Origin of the sequence: Aestuariivirga sp., from assembly GCF_020252395.1 — a bacterium.
Lineage (GTDB): Bacteria > Pseudomonadota > Alphaproteobacteria > Rhizobiales > Aestuariivirgaceae > Aestuariivirga.
This window is the reverse complement of the sequence record NZ_JADCDB010000021.1, coordinates 73,844-88,337: the sequence shown is the minus strand read 5'-3', so window position 1 is coordinate 88,337 and position 14,494 is coordinate 73,844. Positions and strand designations below refer to the sequence as shown.

Below are 14,494 nucleotides of genomic sequence, written 5' to 3'. Positions count from 1 at the left end.
GACACGTCTGCTCCGCAATTAGGAGTGTCGCGCCGTTTGAAACATGGCCTCGGGAAGAATCGCTTGGGCAAGAACGGGCTGGTGATCGGCGGGGCGGTGGTGGCAGTGGTGCTGGCGGTCAATGTCGATGTGCTGCCGCCGGCCGAGGCGCCCTGAGCGCGCGCAGCGCGAGCGGGTTCCGGTCCCCCGGTCCCCCGGTCAGTCTTCCGACATTGTGGCGCCGGGGTAGAAGGGAAGCTCCCGCACCCTTGTGCCGCTCAGGCGGTGATAGGCATTGGCGAGGGCGGGCGCCACGCAGGGCACGCCGGTTTCGCCCACGCCGCCCGGCATTGTAGTGGTGGGATCGCCCTCGATGATGTCGACCGTCACCTGCGGCATGTCGCGCGCGGTGAGCACGCGGTAATTGGAGAAATTCTGCACCTGCGGCACGCCGTTGGCAAAGGTCACGCGGTTGTAGAGCGCGGAATAGAGGCCGTGGGCGAGGCCGCCCTGCATTTGCGCCTCGACCGCATCCGGGTTGATGACGAGGCCGCAGTCGATAACATAATGCGCCTTCGTCACCCGGATTCGCGAGCCATTGTCGGGCGCGATCTCGAGTGCCAGCGCCACATAGCTGTTGAAGCCCTTGAGAAAAGCGGCCCCGCGCTTTGCCGCCGCCATGCCCGTGTATCGCGGCGAGGCCTTCAGCGTCTGCAGCACGCGGCTAGCGCGCGGGTCGGCGCCGAGCATACGCAGGCGGTAGTCGATTGGGTCCTGGTTCAGCGCCAGCGCCAGTTCGTCGATGGCGCTCTCGATGGCGAAGGTGTTGTAGGATTCGCCAACCGAGCGCCAGTAGCCAAGCGGGATCGCGGTGGGCAGCGGCGCGAATTCGATGCGGCGGTTGGCAATGGCATAGGGCAGCTTCACCGCGCCCGCCACGGCGCCCGTGTCCTCCGGGTTGGCGCCTTGCTGGAAGCTGATCGAGGCCGACACGTTACGGTAGACGAGGCCGCCGATGCCATTGGCGTCGCCGCCGAGGCGTACGCGCATCGAGGCATAGGGGCGGTATTTGTCGTTCTTGAAGTCCTGCGGCCGCGACCACGTGAGCTTGACGGGCTTGCCCACGGTGAGCGCCAGCTTCACAGCCTGCAGCACGTAGTCCTGCTCGATCTTGCGGCCGAAGCCGCCGCCGCAGAGCATGGAATTGACCTTGATCTGCGCGTCGGCGAGGTTGGCGAGGCCCGGCACGCTGCGCACGGTGCCCGGCACGAAGCTCTGGCCCTGGGTCGGCAGCCACAATTCTACCAGTGTGACTGCGCCGTTGGTCTTGGTGACTGACACGGTGGCGTTCATCACCTCCATGCAGGCATGGGCGAGGAAGGGAGCGATATAGGTGGCGTCGATCGTGCCGGTTTTGCCATCGGGGCTGCCGGCGGTTTCGAAGACCTTCAGGTTGGCGGGGGTGGCCGCCGCCTGCAGCGCCTGCGCGGCGCTAGCGAGGGAGCCGGAATCGAGCAAGGCGGGGTTGGCGGGCAGTGTCCAGGTGATCTTGGACTGCAACGTACTGGCGATGCGCATGGCGTTCCATGTGTTGCTGGCCACCACGCCCACGGCGTTCCCGAGATTGACCACGGCCAGCGCGCCGCTGGCCCTGGTGGGGCAGCTCTTCACCGTGCCGGTGAGGGCGGGGCAATGAACCACGCTGGCGAAGACCATGCCCGGCAGCATAACGTCCATGCCGAACTTGGCCGAGCCGTCCACCTTGGCCGCGAGGTCGATGCGGCGCACCCGCTGGCCGACGATGCGCTTGGTGCCGGCAAAGGGCGCGCTGCCCGGGACGGGCGTGCTGGCCACCTTGCCGAGGACCGAGGCGAAGGTTTTGACGCCGTAGCTCGCGTGCTTCACATTGCCCCCGGCGACGAGAGTCCATTGCTCCACCAGGCCGCCGAAGGTGAGGGCGGCCGCGGCGCGCAGCCGCCAGGCCGCGATGGCGGAGGCACTGCGCAGCGGCGCGTACCACATCATGGTGGAGGTCGAGCCGCCGGTGAGCTGCAGGCCCCAACCGGGCAAGCCATAGAGCGCGGGGTTGACGGGGGCATGTTCGAAGCGCACCTGCGCCCAGTCCAGCATCAGTTCCTCGGCCATGATCTGGGCAAGTCCGCTGCCGATGCCCTGGCCCATTTCGGTCTGGCCGGTGATGAGCGTCACAGTGTTCGAGGCGTCGATGCGGATATAGGCGCCGACCGCGGCGGCGGCATCGGCCCGCCCGGCGGCGAAGCCGAGCGTGACCGGCATCAGGACGGCGGCAGCCGCGCCCCCGAGAAAGCTACGGCGGTCGAGGACCATTGTGTCAGTGGTGCGCTTGGCGGACATGGTGTGATCTCCCGCTGGGGTGGTTCAGGCGACGCCGGGGAGGCCGAGGATTGCCTCCTTCATGCGCTGGAAGGTGCCGCACTGGCAGATGTTGGAGAGCGAGGATGCGGTCGAGGCGCGCGACTCGCCGGCCTTGAGGCGCCCGAAAGCCGCCATCAGCATGCCGGACTGGCAGAAGCCGCATTGCGGCACCTGGTGCTCGAGCCAGGCCGCCTGCAGCCTGGCGCCCAGCGGATCGGTCTTGAGGGCCTCGATGGTCATCACCGACTTGCCCGCCACTTCGCCGATGGATGCGTCGCAGGATTTCTCAGGCTCACCATTGATGAGCACGGTGCAGGCGCCGCAGACCTCAATGCCGCAGCCATATTTGGTTCCGGTGAGGCCGAGCTGGTCGCGCAGCACCCAGAGCAGAGGCGTTTCCGGTGAGTCGACCGTGACGGTCTTCGCCACGCCGTTCAGTTTGAATGAAATCTGCGCCATCAATGCCTGTCCCTTCGTTTCGCCGTGCCGCACCGGACCGGCTGCGGCGGTGCAACCTCTCGTCTCGGCTGCCAATTAGATGGGTCAAGCTGACGGTTTCCTGACGAAACGGGCAAGTGGCAGCTGGGCGGGTGGTTAGGGCCTGCTGAGCAAATCGATTACATTTGAACGATCGGCCCTTCGCGCCTCAGACGGCGATGCGCTTCTTCGTGCCGTCGCGTATAATGTCGGCCAGCGCGCGCAGCTCGTTCATGTGGCCGCCGAGCGACCCGTAAGCAGTCTTCGTCATGGTGAACTCGATGGGGGCGACGAGGGCGGGCGTGGGCACCGACCCGAAGGCATTCTCCGGGAGCGTGGTGACATCCACCATGTAGGTGATGCCGCCGCCGGGCCAGACGTAGCAGGGCGCACCGCCGGCGGTGACGCGGGTGACGGCCTGCTTCACCGATTGCGTCAGACGCACAGGGTTCTCGGTGACGCCGGCGCGCAGCGAGCCGCCGGCGCCCGCCATGAAGAGAACGGAGGACAGGGCCGGCTCGCAGTTTTCCTGGATGCGGTCGATAGAGAGCTTCAGCGCCGGCGGCAGGTCCTTCTCGATAGGGGCCAGCGCCCCATCGAGTTCGAAGTAGGCGTAATGCTCGCCCGTGGTGGAGACCATCAGCAGCCGCAGGCCCGGCCATGCCTCCTTCGGGTCGAAGGGCTTGAGGATGGCGAGTGGGTCGGTGAGGTCGGTGCCGCCCCATCCGGCGCCGGGCTGCGCCACCTTGAAGTAGCGGCCCGGCGTGGAGCGGTGGCCCCTCATCTTGATGCCGGTGTCCGGAAGCCCAAGGAACTTGCCGGCCTGGTGCTCCGAGAGGACGCCGGTGATGTGGTCGTCCACCACGACGACCTCATCGACGAGGCCCATCCATTGTTTCGCGAACATGCCGATGGTGGCGGAGCCGCAGCCCACCCGCATGCGCTCTTCCTTGACGCCATTGATGATCGGCGCCTTGCCCGCCTCGATGATGAGCGTGGCGCCACCATCGACGCAGACTTCCACAGGCTTGCAATTGGCAAGCGCCAGCATGGCCTCGCAGGTGACGCGGCCCTCCTTCTTGGAACCGCCCGTGAGGTGGCGCACGCCGCCGAGCGAGAGCATCTGCGAGCCGTATTCAGCAGTGGTGACATGGCCGATCTGCTCGCCATCGACGCGCACGGCGGCGGTCTCCGCGCCGAGGTGGCGGTCGGTGTCGATCTTCACCTTGAGGCCGCAGTAGCTGAAGATGCCCTCCGTCACCACGGTGACCATGTCGACGCCATCAACCTCCGAGGAGACGATGAAGGGCGCGGGTTTGTAGTCGGGGTATGTGGTGCCCGCACCGACGGCAGTGACGAAGGTTTCAGGCTCGCGCACCACGCGGCCGTCCCAGTCCTGCGAGGCGGGGAGGAAGGGCGCCAGGCTGCCGCCTTTCTGCACCGTGCGCTCCAGCAGCACGTGGGGGTCGACACGGGTCAGCACCCCGCCCTTGTTGGCATAGCGGTCGCAGGCACCCAACATGCCCTCCCGGATGTAGCAGAGCACGGGGCAGGCATCGCAGCGGATCTTGTCCGTCAGGGTGTCCATGGCAATCCTTCGCAACTGCGAAACGGCTGTTGACAGGACTCCTATGATCCCATATTTTTTGTATGTATACAAACAAATTTCAGGACGGGGCAGCCCATGAGTGCGTTGTACGAGGAAGAAGTGCTGAGCGTCCACCACTGGACCGACCGGCTGTTCAGCTTCAAGACCACCCGTTCGCCAGCCTTCCGTTACGAGAACGGCCAATTCACGATGATCGGCCTCGAGGTGAACGGCAAGCCGCTGCTGCGCGCTTATTCGCTGGTAAGCCCGAACTACGCCGACGAGCTTGAGTTCCTCTCGATCAAGGTGCCGGATGGTCCGCTCACCTCCAAGCTCCAGCACATCCAGGTGGGCGACAAGATCCTTGTGGGAAAGAAACCGACGGGCACACTGCTGCTCGATAACCTGCTGCCGGGCCGCAACCTCTATCTCCTCGGCACGGGCACGGGGCTTGCGCCCTTCATGAGCCTGGTGAAGGACCCCGCCGTCTATGAACGTTTCGAGAAGGTGATCCTCGTCCATGGCTGCCGCACCGTGGCGGAACTGGCCTATGCCGGCGAGATCGAGAACCATCTGCCGAACGACGAGTTGCTGGGTGAACTGGTGCGCGCCAAGCTGCTCTATTACCCGACCGTGACGCGCGAGGATTTCCGCAACCGTGGCCGCATCACGCTGCTGATGGGCAACGGCAAGATGGCTCAGGATTTGGGGCTTCCGCCCGTCGATGCCGTGTATGACCGGGTGATGATCTGCGGAAGCCCTGCCTTCCTCGCCGACATCGTGGGCCTGTTGAAGGGCATGAGCTTCAGCGAGGGTTCAAGCAACGGGCCGGGCAGCTACGTCATCGAAAAAGCCTTCGTGGAGAAATAGGCCATGGCCGGGGCGCGAGCGAAGGCGGCCGCCCTTGGCGGCTACCGCCTCGAAGATCAGGTGGGCTTTCATCTGCGCCGTGCGGCTCAGCGCCACGCCGCGATCTTCGCCGGCCGCATCACCGACGACCTGACGCCCACGCAATGGGCCGCCCTGGTGAAGCTTGCCGAATTCGAGTCGCTCTCCCAGAACCTGCTCGGCCGCGAAACGGCCATGGATGCCGCCACCATCAAGGGGGTCGTCGACCGCCTGCTGAAGCGCGGTTTTGTGGCCGTCTCCCCCGACCCCGACGATGCACGGCGCATGCGCGTGTCGATCACCCGCATTGGGCTCGCGGCGGTGGAACGCGGCGCTCCCGCCGCAACCGCCATAACAGCCGAAACGCTGAAGCCGCTGGACGCCGCCGAGCGCCGCCGATTGGTGGAATTGCTGAAACGCATTGGCTGAGCAAGCCCCTATCCGCCCGCGTTTCTTTTGATATGATCCTGCCCGGCGTCAGACCGGACCCCCTTGGGGGCAAACACATCACTGGAGGAAATCATGCCGGAACGTAAGCTGATCGTGCCTGACAAGAAGCTCATCTCGCGCCGCTCCGCCCTGAAGCTTGCAGGCGCGGGTGCTGCTGCCGCGACGATGGGGCCTGGCTTCATGCGCTATGCGCAGGCGCAATCTTCCGAACCCATCCGCATTGGCTTCCAGGTGCACAAGACAGGTATCGGCGCTGCCTACGGAAAGTGGTATGAGCAGACCACCAATGCCGCGGTGAAACTCATCAACGAGGCGGGCGGCATCGGCGGCCGGCCGGTCGAGATCGTCGCCGAGGACGATGCGACAGACCCCGGCCGCGGTGCTGAAGTCGTCGAGAAATTCGCCACGCAGCACAAATGCGACGTCGCCTTCGGCACGCTGTTCAGTCATGTGGTGATGGGCTCCGCGCCGCGCGCCGGCGAATTGAAGATCCCTTATTTCGTCGTGTCCGAGGGCCATCACGTGGCGTCCGGCAAGCTCAACCGCTACACTTTCCAGCCGGGCATCACCGATGTGCGGAGCCAGGTCATCTCCATGGCGCCGTGGATCGCCAAGAACCTGGGCAAGAAGGTCACCATGATCTTCCCGGACTTTGCCTTCGGCTATGACCACCGCGATTATTTCTCCGCCGCCATCAAGGCGCAAGGCGGCGAGGTGAATGCGCTGATCCCCATTCCGCCGACCGAAACCTCGTTCTCGCGCTACTTCGCGCAGATCCCGTCCGGCACCGAAGTGATCTACCACGTGATGGTGGGTCCCGCGGTGCTGACCTTCGTCAAGGAACTGGGCGAGTTCTATGGCTCGAACCACCCGCCGCTCTTCGGCTTCATCGACAGCCTCGAGGCAGTGAGCCTCAAGAGTCCGGGCCTCGAATTCCTCGAGGGTTCCTATTTCTGGGAGGCGTATCCGCGTAATGCCGGCGCCAAGCCGGCCGACGCCGACACCTTCTATCGCGGCAAGGTGGGCGTTGACCAGTATGGTTCGAGCGTGTCCGACCCCAACGATGTTTCGACCTATTCCCACATGTTCGGCTGCTGGGAGACGCTCTACATCATCAAGCAGGCGATGGAGGCGGCGGGCTACAAGGGGCCGGATGATCGCGCCAAGCTCATCGAGGCCGCGGAAGCCATCACCACCATTCCCGAGGGCAACGAGCACCCGCAGGGCGACAAGGTCTTCAACGGCAAGATCCACCAGGTCTTCGGCCACCAGAACATCACCCAGGTGAAGGGCGGCGTGGGCGAACTGGTCTATCGCACGACCATTGAGGAAGGCATGTACGAGCCCGAGGCCGACTATACGGCGATGCCTCTCTGATACGGTCATCATGGCCGGGCGTTGCCCCGGCCATCCTTTTCCTCGCGCACGGCGTAAAGCTTGGCCTTCTTCCCGCACCTCCTGCTCGCCCTTCTCGAAGGCACGGTGGCCGCTGCCGTCCTCGCGCTCTCGGCGCTGGGCCTGTCGCTGGTCTTCGGCGTCATGCGCGTCGTCAACGTGGCGCATGGCGAATTCTTCATGCTGGGCGCCATGCTGGCCTGGTTCGTGGCGAAAATGGCGCCGGGCGGGCCGGCGGTGGGCTTCCTCGCGGCGCTGATCGTGGCGCCCTTGCTGGTGGGTGCGCTGGCCTTTGTGACCGAGCGTCTGCTGCTGCGGCGGATCAACTATGACCCCGAGGCAACCATCGTCGCCACCATCGGGCTGATGTTCGTGATCCAGCAATTGGCGCTCAGCGTGTTCGGCGCCGATGCCAAGGCGGTGCCGGCGCCCTTCAGCTATCGCATCGCACTGCCGTGGTTCGGTTTCTCGGGTTACAAGCTGTTCGTGGTGGTGGCCTCCGTGGCGCTGCTGCTCGGCGTGTGGTGGGTGCTGGCAAAGACCAAGCTCGGCCTCATCATGCGCGTCACCCAGTTCGACCGCGAGACGGCGACGGCCTTCGGCATTCCGGTGAACCAGGTATATTCCGCTGTCTTCGTGGCGGGGGCGGCGCTCGTCGCCATCGCCGCGGTGCTGATCGTGCCCATCCAGCAGGCGCATTACCTGATGGGGCTCGATCCCCTTCTGATGAGCTTCATTGTCGTCATCATCGGCGGGCTGGGCTCGATCAAGGGCAGCGTTATTGCCGCCGTCATCATCGGCTTGAGCGATGGCGTGATCTCCATTTTCTTCTCGCCGACACTGGCCTCGATCATCGCGACACTCGCCGTGGCGCTGGTTCTGGTGTTCCGGCCGCAAGGCCTGTTCGGGGTTCCGGCCCGATGACCGCGCGCATCGTGGCTCTGCATGGCGCGGTGATCGTGGCGCTGTTCCTCGCCCAGTTCGTGGCGAGCGACTATGCGGTGCTGACCATCACCCGCATCATGGTGCTGGCGGTCTATGCGCTGGGCTACAACATCCTGTTCGGCTATGCGGGGCTGCTGAGCCTCGGCCATGCGATGTTCTTCGCCACCGGGCTTTACGGCGCAGCTCTGGGCGTCACGCGGCTCGGCATGGCGGCGCCGGAGGCCTTTCTGTTCGCTACCTTCTGTGGCGTCATCGTCTCCATCGTGATCGGCTTCGTCGCGCTCAGGGCAAGCGGGGTGGCCTTCATGATCGTGACGCTGATGTTCAGCCAGGCCGCCTTCCTCGCGGTACTTTATTTCGGCGATATCACGCGCGGAGACGAGGGCATCGTCATCAAGGACGGCCAGCGCATGTTCCCGCTGTTCGGCGTGCCTATGAACCTCGCGGACCCGGTGCTGCGTTATAACATCGCCCTGGCCTTCCTCGCGGTGGCGATTGTCCTGTGTCTGATCGCCGTGCGCTCGAAGATCGGCCACGTGCTGGTGGCGATCCGCGAGAACGAGAGCCGCACAGCGATGCTGGGTTATGACGTGAAGCGCTACAAGCTCATTGCCTTCGTGCTGTCGGGGAGCTTCGCGGCCGTATCGGGTGCGGCCTATGCGCTGCTCTTCGCCTATGCGGGCTCCACACTGGCCTCGATCCAGTATTCGATCCACCCGCTGCTCTGGACGCTGCTGGGCGGGGCCGCCACCGTACTGGGTCCGGTTCTGGGCACGGCGCTGATGTTCCTGCTCGTCGATTTCGCGTCTGGCTTCACCTCGGCCAGTCTTCTCTTCGTCGGCGTGGCGCTCATCCTGCTGGTGCTGTTCTTTCCCAAGGGGATTCTCGGCACATTGCGGCAGCGATACTGGCGATGGCTGCCATGACGGTGCTGCTCGAAACGCGTGGGCTGTCGAAGAGCTTCGGCGGGCTCAAGGCCGTGAGCGGTGTCGACTTCCGCGTCGAGAAGGGCGAGGTGCGCGCCGTGATCGGGCCCAATGGCGCGGGCAAGACCACATTCGTGAGCCTCATATCCGGCCGCATCGCACCCAGTGCCGGGACAATCCTGTTCGAGGGCGATGACATCACGGCTCTTCGCGCTTTCCGCCGCGTGCAAAAGGGTATTGCCTATACCTTCCAGATCACCTCGATCTACCAGAACCTCTCGGTGGCTGAGAACGTGGCGCTCGCTGCGCACCAGCCTGGCGGCAGGGCGAGCCTCGAGCCGCTGGAGCGGGTTGGGCTGGCGGGTCGCGCCTCGCAGATCGCCGGGACACTGGCCTACGGCCACCAGCGCCTGCTGGAAGTGGCGATGGGCCTGGCGCTGAAGCCGAAGCTGCTCATTCTCGACGAGCCCACGCAGGGCCTCTCCGATGCCGAGATCGTTGATTTCATCGGCCTGGTGCGCGATTTGGCGAAGGACGGGACGGTGCTGCTGATCGAGCACAACATGCCACTCGTCATGGAACTCGCCAGCCGAATCACCGTGCTGGACCGCGGCATGATCCTCGCCGAGGGGACGCCGGAGGAGGTCCGCGCCAATCCGTCCGTGCAGGCTGCCTATCTGGGAACCGGCTAATGTTCGAGATGTGTGGCGTCGACTGTTTCTATGGACAGGCGCAGGTGCTGCGCTCCTTCTCGCTTGCCGCCGGGAAGGGCGAGATCCTGTGCCTGCTCGGGCGCAATGGGGCGGGCAAGACCACGGCGCTCAAGGCCATCATGGGGCTCGTTCCGGCGCGTGGCGGGTCGATCGTGCTCGACGGCACGGAGCTTTCGAGCCTGCCGGCGCATGAGGTTCCGCGCCATGGCGTGGGCTATGTGCCGCAGGGGCGGCGGCTGTTCTCGGAATTGACCGTGATGGAGAACCTGCGCGTCGGGTTGATGACGCGCAATTCGGGACCGGAGGTTCTGGAACATGTGCTGAGCCTGTTCCCGCTGTTGAAGGACCGCCTGACCCAGCGCGCTGGCACCATGAGCGGCGGTGAACAGCAGATGCTGGCCATGGCGCGCGCGCTTTGCATTGCACCGAAATTGCTGCTGCTCGACGAACCCACCGAGGGCCTGATGCCCGCGATGATCGCGCGTATCCGGCAATCCGTGCTGGACCTCAAAGAACATGGCGTTACGACGCTGCTGGTGGAGCAGCGCGTCGATGCGGTGCTGCCGGTTGCCGACCGCGTGGCCTTCGTCGAGAACGGCCGCGTCACGGGGCTCGAGAGTGCGGCGGACCTCGCCAAGGACCGCGCGCTCATCGACCGCTACGTGGGAATTTGATCATGCGTCGGCTGGTCCTCGCCCTTGCCGCGCTTTGCCTCTTCACGCTGCCCGCCTTCGCCCATGCCGCGGGGCGCGGTTTCGTGATGCTGCTGCCGACGGGCTGGGTGATCGCGGGCGGTGCCGCCGCCGTGCTCGTCTCCTTCATCGCCGTCACGCTGCTGCCGCGGCTGGCCATGAAGGCCCCGCCGCCCGTGCTGCCGCTGTGGCCGGCCGTGGCGCAAGGGGTGAGCCTGATCTCGGCGCTCATGCTTGGCGGACTGATCGTGCTGGGCTTCGCAGGGCCGCGCGACCCGGTCGAGAACCTGTTGCCGCTCGCCATCTGGACGCTGTGGTGGGTGGGGATCGTGATGCTGCATCCGCTGTTCGGCAATCTGTGGGAGGCGCTCAATCCCTTCACCGGGCCTCACGCGCTGCTGACGGGGCGCTTCGGACGCGAGGAGGGCCCGCCGCCGCTGCGTTATCCGGCATGGGCCTCATACTGGCCCGCGGTGCTGATCTTTTTCGGCTTCGCGTGGTTTCAGCTGGTGTGGCCCGCGCCCGAGGACCCGGCGATCCTGGCGGCGGCCGTCTGCATCTATCTTGCGGTGAGTTTTGCGGGCTTGCTGGTGTTCGGCGTGAAGGACTGGCTGGGCAAGGCCGACCCCTTCGCGGTGTTCCTCGCCCAGCTCGGTGCGGCAGCACCCTTCGGGCGCGGTGGGTTGCGCTGGCCTGGCGCGGGCTTGCTGTCGCTTCCCGTGCTGCCGGTGAGCGGCGTCATCTTCGTGCTGCTGACGCTCGGCGCCATCACCTTCGATGGTTTCGCCAACACCTTCCTGTGGCTCTCGATGATCGGCATCAACCCGCTCGACTATCCCGGCCGCACGCCGCTGATGGGTGCGAACACGGCAGGAATCCTGCTAGTGAGCGGCGTGCTGGCGGCGGGTTTCTTCGCGGCGGTGTGGGCCGGATGGGTATGGTCAGGAAAGCCGGATTCGCTGGGGAGATTATGCGGGCGGCTGGTCTATTCGCTGATCCCGATCTCTATCGCCTATCACGCCGCGCATTATCTGAGTGACACGATCGTGAAGTCGCAATACCTGCTGCTGGCGTTGAACGATCCTTTGGAAACCGGCGCCGATCTCCTCGGCATCGGGCATGCGCATGTGATAATGTCATTCCAGAACACGGCCTCGGGCGCCTTCGCGATCTATGCCACGCAGACCTCGGCACTGGTCATCGGCCACGTGATCGGCGTGGCCGTGGCGCATTCGGCCGCGGTGCAGGAGGGGCTCTCCGCGCCGCGCGTGATGCGGCTCGAACTGCCGCTGGCGCTGTGCATGGTAGGTTACACGGGCTTCGGCTTGTGGCTGCTGGGAGCCCCGGCGATAGCGTGACCCGCGGCCCGCTGCCGTCATCATTGCGCCAAGAAGGCTCTTGAACCTGCAGTGGCGGTTAGGCACCTTGTCAGGCTGCGAAACATATGTCATCCGGGACGGAGCAGGGTCCTGATGGCAAGGATGAATAAACGATGAAACATATCGTTCCTGCACTGCGCCGGAACCTCACACACGCGGCCGGCCGGGAGCCCGCGCCCAAGGGCCAGAAGCGCCCCACTCATGACGGGCATGAGCCTGCTCTCACCATTTCGGTTGCCTCCTACAATGTGCACAAATGCGTGGGCACCGATGGCGTATTCAACCCAGGCCGCGTTCTGAATGTGGTGCTGGAACTCGGGGCCGACATCGTGGCGCTGCAGGAGGCGGACCAGCGCTTCGGCAGCCGCAAGGGCCTGCTGGACTTGAAGGCGCTGTACGAGAAAGGCGGCTACCGCTCGGTGCTGGACCAGGGCTCGCGCAAGCTGAGCCACGGCTGGCATGGCAATGTGATCCTCTATCGCGAGACTGCGGGGAACGTCGCCAACGTCCACAAGATGACGCTGCCGGGCTTCGAGCCGCGCGGCGCGGTGCTGGTCGATTTCGAATTCTCCGGCCTGCCGCTGCGCATCATCGGCGCGCATCTGGGGCTCTTAAAGTCCTCCCGCGCGCGGCAGGCGGAGGCAATCCTCCATGCGGCGCACCCGGTGGACGACCGCGCGGTGATCCTGCTGGGCGACACCAACGAGTGGCGAACCGGCGGGCGCTCGGCCTTGAGGCCGTTCGACCCGCATCTCTCCGACGTCGACATGACCATCGCCAGCTTCCCCTCGCGCTTTCCGCTGTGGCCGCTCGACCGCGTGCTGACCAACCGGCATGTGACGGTCTATGAGATGCAGGCGGTGGAGACGGAACTCTCGCGCATCGCCTCCGACCACCTGCCGGTCAGAGCGGTGATCGGCGTCACCCGCGGCATCGCTGCGGCGCAGGGCGGCGCATGAGGGCGCGGTGAGCGCGGCGGAGCTCGTCATCTTCGATTGCGACGGCGTGCTGGTCGACAGCGAGATGCTGAGCGCCGGCGTGCTGATGGCCATGATGACGGAGGAGGGCTTCCCGCTGTCGCAAGAGGCCTTCCGCAGCGATTTCCTGGGCCGCAGTTTCGCCGCCGCTGCGCTGCGCGCGAAGGAGCGCTTCGGGCGGCCGCTGCCTGAGGATTTCGAGGCGCGCTACCGCGACCGGTTGTTCGCGGCGCTCGCGGCCGGGCTGAAGCCGATGGACGGAGTTGCGGAGGTGCTGGGGGCGCTCAGTGTGCCCTTCTGCCTCGCCACCAGTTCGAGCCCGCGGCGGCTGGCGCTGTCGCTGCACGCGTCCGGCCTCGCTTCCTATTTCGAGGGGCGTTGCTTCACGGCATCCGAGGTGCCGAGGGGCAAGCCCGCGCCGGACCTGTTCCTGCATGCCGCCGCGAGGATGGGCGTTGCGCCCGCGCAGTGCCTTGTAATCGAGGACAGCGAGCTGGGCGTGAGGGGCGGACTCGCGGCGGGAATGGAGGTGTGGCACTTCGCCGGTGGCTGCCACGTGCTGGCGGGCTATCGCCTGCCCGGCGGCGTGACGCCGCAACGCGTGGTGGCGGGCATGCCGGAGCTGGGCGCGGCGTTCCGCGAATTGGGGCTTTCCTCTTCCGCCGCCTCGCCTTAGTTGTAGCGCTGAAAGGTGACGGCATGACCCGGAAGATCGACGCGGACAGCGACAGGCTCGACGATGCGGCACGCGCCGGCTGGCTCTATTACATCGCCGGCAACACGCAGGACGAGATCGCGAAGAAGCTGGGCGTCTCCCGCCAGACCGCACAGCGCCTCGTGTCGCTCGCGGTGAGCGAGAAGCTGATCAAAGTGAGGCTCGATCATCCCATCGGCCGCTGCATCGAACTCTCCGGCCGGCTGAAGCAGGTCTACGGTCTCATCATGTGCGAGGTGGCGCCAGCCGACCCCGCCTCGACGTCCGACACGCTGGGTGTCGCCGAAGCAGCCGCGGCCGAACTCGAGCGTTATCTCGTCTCCCAGCACCCGGTGATCTGTGCCATGGGCACGGGGCGCATGCTGCGCGCCATGGTGGAGCAGGTGAGCCCCATGGATTGCCCGCAGCACAAGATGGTCTCCCTTGTCGGAAACATCGCGCCCGATGGATCGGCTTCGCTGTTCGACGTGGTGAGCCGCATCGGCGACCGGGTGAAGGCGCCGCACTACCCGATGCCGCTACCCGTCATCGCGCCGACGGTGCATGAAAAGACGCTGCTGTTGTCGCAGAAGACGCTGAGGAACGTGATCGAGCTCGCCCGCCAGGCCGATGTCACCTTCATCGGCATCGGCACTGTGGACGAAACAGCCGCCCTGCTGCGCGACGGCTTCGTGCGCCATGACGAGATACGCGCCCTGATGCGCGCAGGCGCGGTGGGCGAGATCACCGGCTGGGCCTTCGATGCGCAAGGGGCCCTGATCGAGGGCCTCACCAATGACCGCGTGCTGAGCGTGCCGCTGGACCAGCCGGCGCAAAAAAAGGTGATCGGCGTCGCCATGGCAACTCCGCGCCTGCGCGCGGTGAAGGGCGCGATACGCGGCAAGCTGATCAATGGACTGATCACCAACGAGACCATGGCGGAACTGCTGCTGGAGACGTGAGGCCGCCGTGAATCAAAACCCCTCGCGGGTGTTGA

General features: G+C 65.7%; 14 protein-coding genes. 11 read left to right on the top strand and 3 right to left on the bottom strand.

Annotated elements, in window-relative coordinates:
* Positions 1 to 198: 198 nt before the first annotated feature.
* The 3 genes from IOC82_RS11055 to IOC82_RS11045 form a co-directional block, all read right to left on the bottom strand.
* Positions 199 to 2,352 (bottom strand): molybdopterin cofactor-binding domain-containing protein, encoded by a 2,154-nt coding sequence (locus IOC82_RS11055; protein ID WP_290546248.1) that lies wholly within the window; start codon positions 2,350 to 2,352, stop codon positions 199 to 201.
* A 24-nt stretch (positions 2,353 to 2,376) separates the two neighbouring features.
* Complete coding sequence (locus tag IOC82_RS11050) at positions 2,377 to 2,832, bottom strand: (2Fe-2S)-binding protein (RefSeq protein ID WP_290546247.1); 456 nt, start codon at positions 2,830 to 2,832, stop codon at positions 2,377 to 2,379.
* A gap of 187 nt (positions 2,833 to 3,019) precedes the next feature.
* A complete protein-coding gene (locus tag IOC82_RS11045) occupies positions 3,020 to 4,438 on the bottom strand; it encodes a 6-hydroxynicotinate reductase (protein ID WP_290546246.1) in 1,419 nt (472 codons plus the stop codon).
* A 96-nt stretch (positions 4,439 to 4,534) separates the two neighbouring features.
* On the opposite strand from IOC82_RS11045, the gene IOC82_RS11040 reads away from it, so the two are divergent.
* The 11 genes from IOC82_RS11040 (at position 4,535) to IOC82_RS10990 (ending at position 14,459) form a co-directional block, all read left to right on the top strand.
* A complete protein-coding gene (locus tag IOC82_RS11040; protein WP_290546245.1) occupies positions 4,535 to 5,308 on the top strand; it encodes a ferredoxin--NADP reductase in 774 nt (257 codons plus the stop codon).
* A gap of 3 nt (positions 5,309 to 5,311) precedes the next feature.
* Positions 5,312 to 5,755 carry a MarR family transcriptional regulator gene (locus tag IOC82_RS11035; protein WP_290546244.1) on the top strand — a complete coding sequence of 148 codons (444 nt, stop codon included), beginning with the start codon at positions 5,312 to 5,314 and terminating at the stop codon, positions 5,753 to 5,755.
* Between the two features lie 93 nt (positions 5,756 to 5,848).
* A complete protein-coding gene (locus IOC82_RS11030) occupies positions 5,849 to 7,153 on the top strand; it encodes an ABC transporter substrate-binding protein (protein ID WP_290546243.1) in 1,305 nt (434 codons plus the stop codon).
* A 60-nt stretch (positions 7,154 to 7,213) separates the two neighbouring features.
* Positions 7,214 to 8,095: a branched-chain amino acid ABC transporter permease gene (locus IOC82_RS11025; RefSeq protein ID WP_290546242.1), complete on the top strand. Its 882-nt coding sequence runs from the start codon at positions 7,214 to 7,216 to the stop codon at positions 8,093 to 8,095.
* Positions 8,092 to 9,042, top strand: a complete 951-nt coding sequence (locus IOC82_RS11020) for a branched-chain amino acid ABC transporter permease (protein ID WP_290546241.1) — start codon at positions 8,092 to 8,094, stop codon at positions 9,040 to 9,042. Before IOC82_RS11025 ends, IOC82_RS11020 begins: the two co-directional genes overlap by 4 nt.
* Positions 9,039 to 9,734, top strand: a complete 696-nt coding sequence (locus IOC82_RS11015; protein ID WP_290546310.1) for an ABC transporter ATP-binding protein — start codon at positions 9,039 to 9,041, stop codon at positions 9,732 to 9,734. The genes IOC82_RS11020 and IOC82_RS11015 overlap by 4 nt, the downstream gene beginning before the upstream one ends.
* A complete protein-coding gene (locus IOC82_RS11010) occupies positions 9,734 to 10,429 on the top strand; it encodes an ABC transporter ATP-binding protein (protein WP_290546240.1) in 696 nt (231 codons plus the stop codon). The genes IOC82_RS11015 and IOC82_RS11010 overlap by 1 nt, the downstream gene beginning before the upstream one ends.
* A gap of 2 nt (positions 10,430 to 10,431) precedes the next feature.
* Complete coding sequence (locus IOC82_RS11005) at positions 10,432 to 11,805, top strand: hypothetical protein (RefSeq protein ID WP_290546239.1); 1,374 nt, start codon at positions 10,432 to 10,434, stop codon at positions 11,803 to 11,805.
* 134 nt (positions 11,806 to 11,939) lie between these two features.
* Complete coding sequence (locus tag IOC82_RS11000) at positions 11,940 to 12,785, top strand: endonuclease/exonuclease/phosphatase family protein (protein WP_290546238.1); 846 nt, start codon at positions 11,940 to 11,942, stop codon at positions 12,783 to 12,785.
* A gap of 7 nt (positions 12,786 to 12,792) precedes the next feature.
* Positions 12,793 to 13,479 (top strand): HAD family hydrolase, encoded by a 687-nt coding sequence (locus IOC82_RS10995; protein ID WP_290546237.1) that lies wholly within the window; start codon positions 12,793 to 12,795, stop codon positions 13,477 to 13,479.
* Positions 13,480 to 13,502: 23 nt separating this feature from the next.
* The gene (locus tag IOC82_RS10990; RefSeq protein ID WP_290546236.1) at positions 13,503 to 14,459 is read left to right on the top strand and encodes a sugar-binding transcriptional regulator; all 957 of its coding nucleotides are present in this window, start codon (positions 13,503 to 13,505) and stop codon (positions 14,457 to 14,459) included.
* Positions 14,460 to 14,494 lie beyond the last annotated feature (35 nt).

Coding starts and splice junctions, on each gene's coding strand:
- IOC82_RS11055 (WP_290546248.1), bottom strand. CDS start 2,352: ATGTCCGCCAAGCGCACCACTGACACAATGGTCCTCGACCGCCGTAGC.
- IOC82_RS11050 (WP_290546247.1), bottom strand. CDS start 2,832: ATGGCGCAGATTTCATTCAAACTGAACGGCGTGGCGAAGACCGTCACG.
- IOC82_RS11045 (WP_290546246.1), bottom strand. CDS start 4,438: ATGGACACCCTGACGGACAAGATCCGCTGCGATGCCTGCCCCGTGCTC.
- IOC82_RS11040 (WP_290546245.1), top strand. CDS start 4,535: ATGAGTGCGTTGTACGAGGAAGAAGTGCTGAGCGTCCACCACTGGACC.
- IOC82_RS11035 (WP_290546244.1), top strand. CDS start 5,312: ATGGCCGGGGCGCGAGCGAAGGCGGCCGCCCTTGGCGGCTACCGCCTC.
- IOC82_RS11030 (WP_290546243.1), top strand. CDS start 5,849: ATGCCGGAACGTAAGCTGATCGTGCCTGACAAGAAGCTCATCTCGCGC.
- IOC82_RS11020 (WP_290546241.1), top strand. CDS start 8,092: ATGACCGCGCGCATCGTGGCTCTGCATGGCGCGGTGATCGTGGCGCTG.
- IOC82_RS11015 (WP_290546310.1), top strand. CDS start 9,039: ATGACGGTGCTGCTCGAAACGCGTGGGCTGTCGAAGAGCTTCGGCGGG.
- IOC82_RS11010 (WP_290546240.1), top strand. CDS start 9,734: ATGTTCGAGATGTGTGGCGTCGACTGTTTCTATGGACAGGCGCAGGTG.
- IOC82_RS11005 (WP_290546239.1), top strand. CDS start 10,432: ATGCGTCGGCTGGTCCTCGCCCTTGCCGCGCTTTGCCTCTTCACGCTG.
- IOC82_RS11000 (WP_290546238.1), top strand. CDS start 11,940: ATGAAACATATCGTTCCTGCACTGCGCCGGAACCTCACACACGCGGCC.
- IOC82_RS10990 (WP_290546236.1), top strand. CDS start 13,503: ATGACCCGGAAGATCGACGCGGACAGCGACAGGCTCGACGATGCGGCA.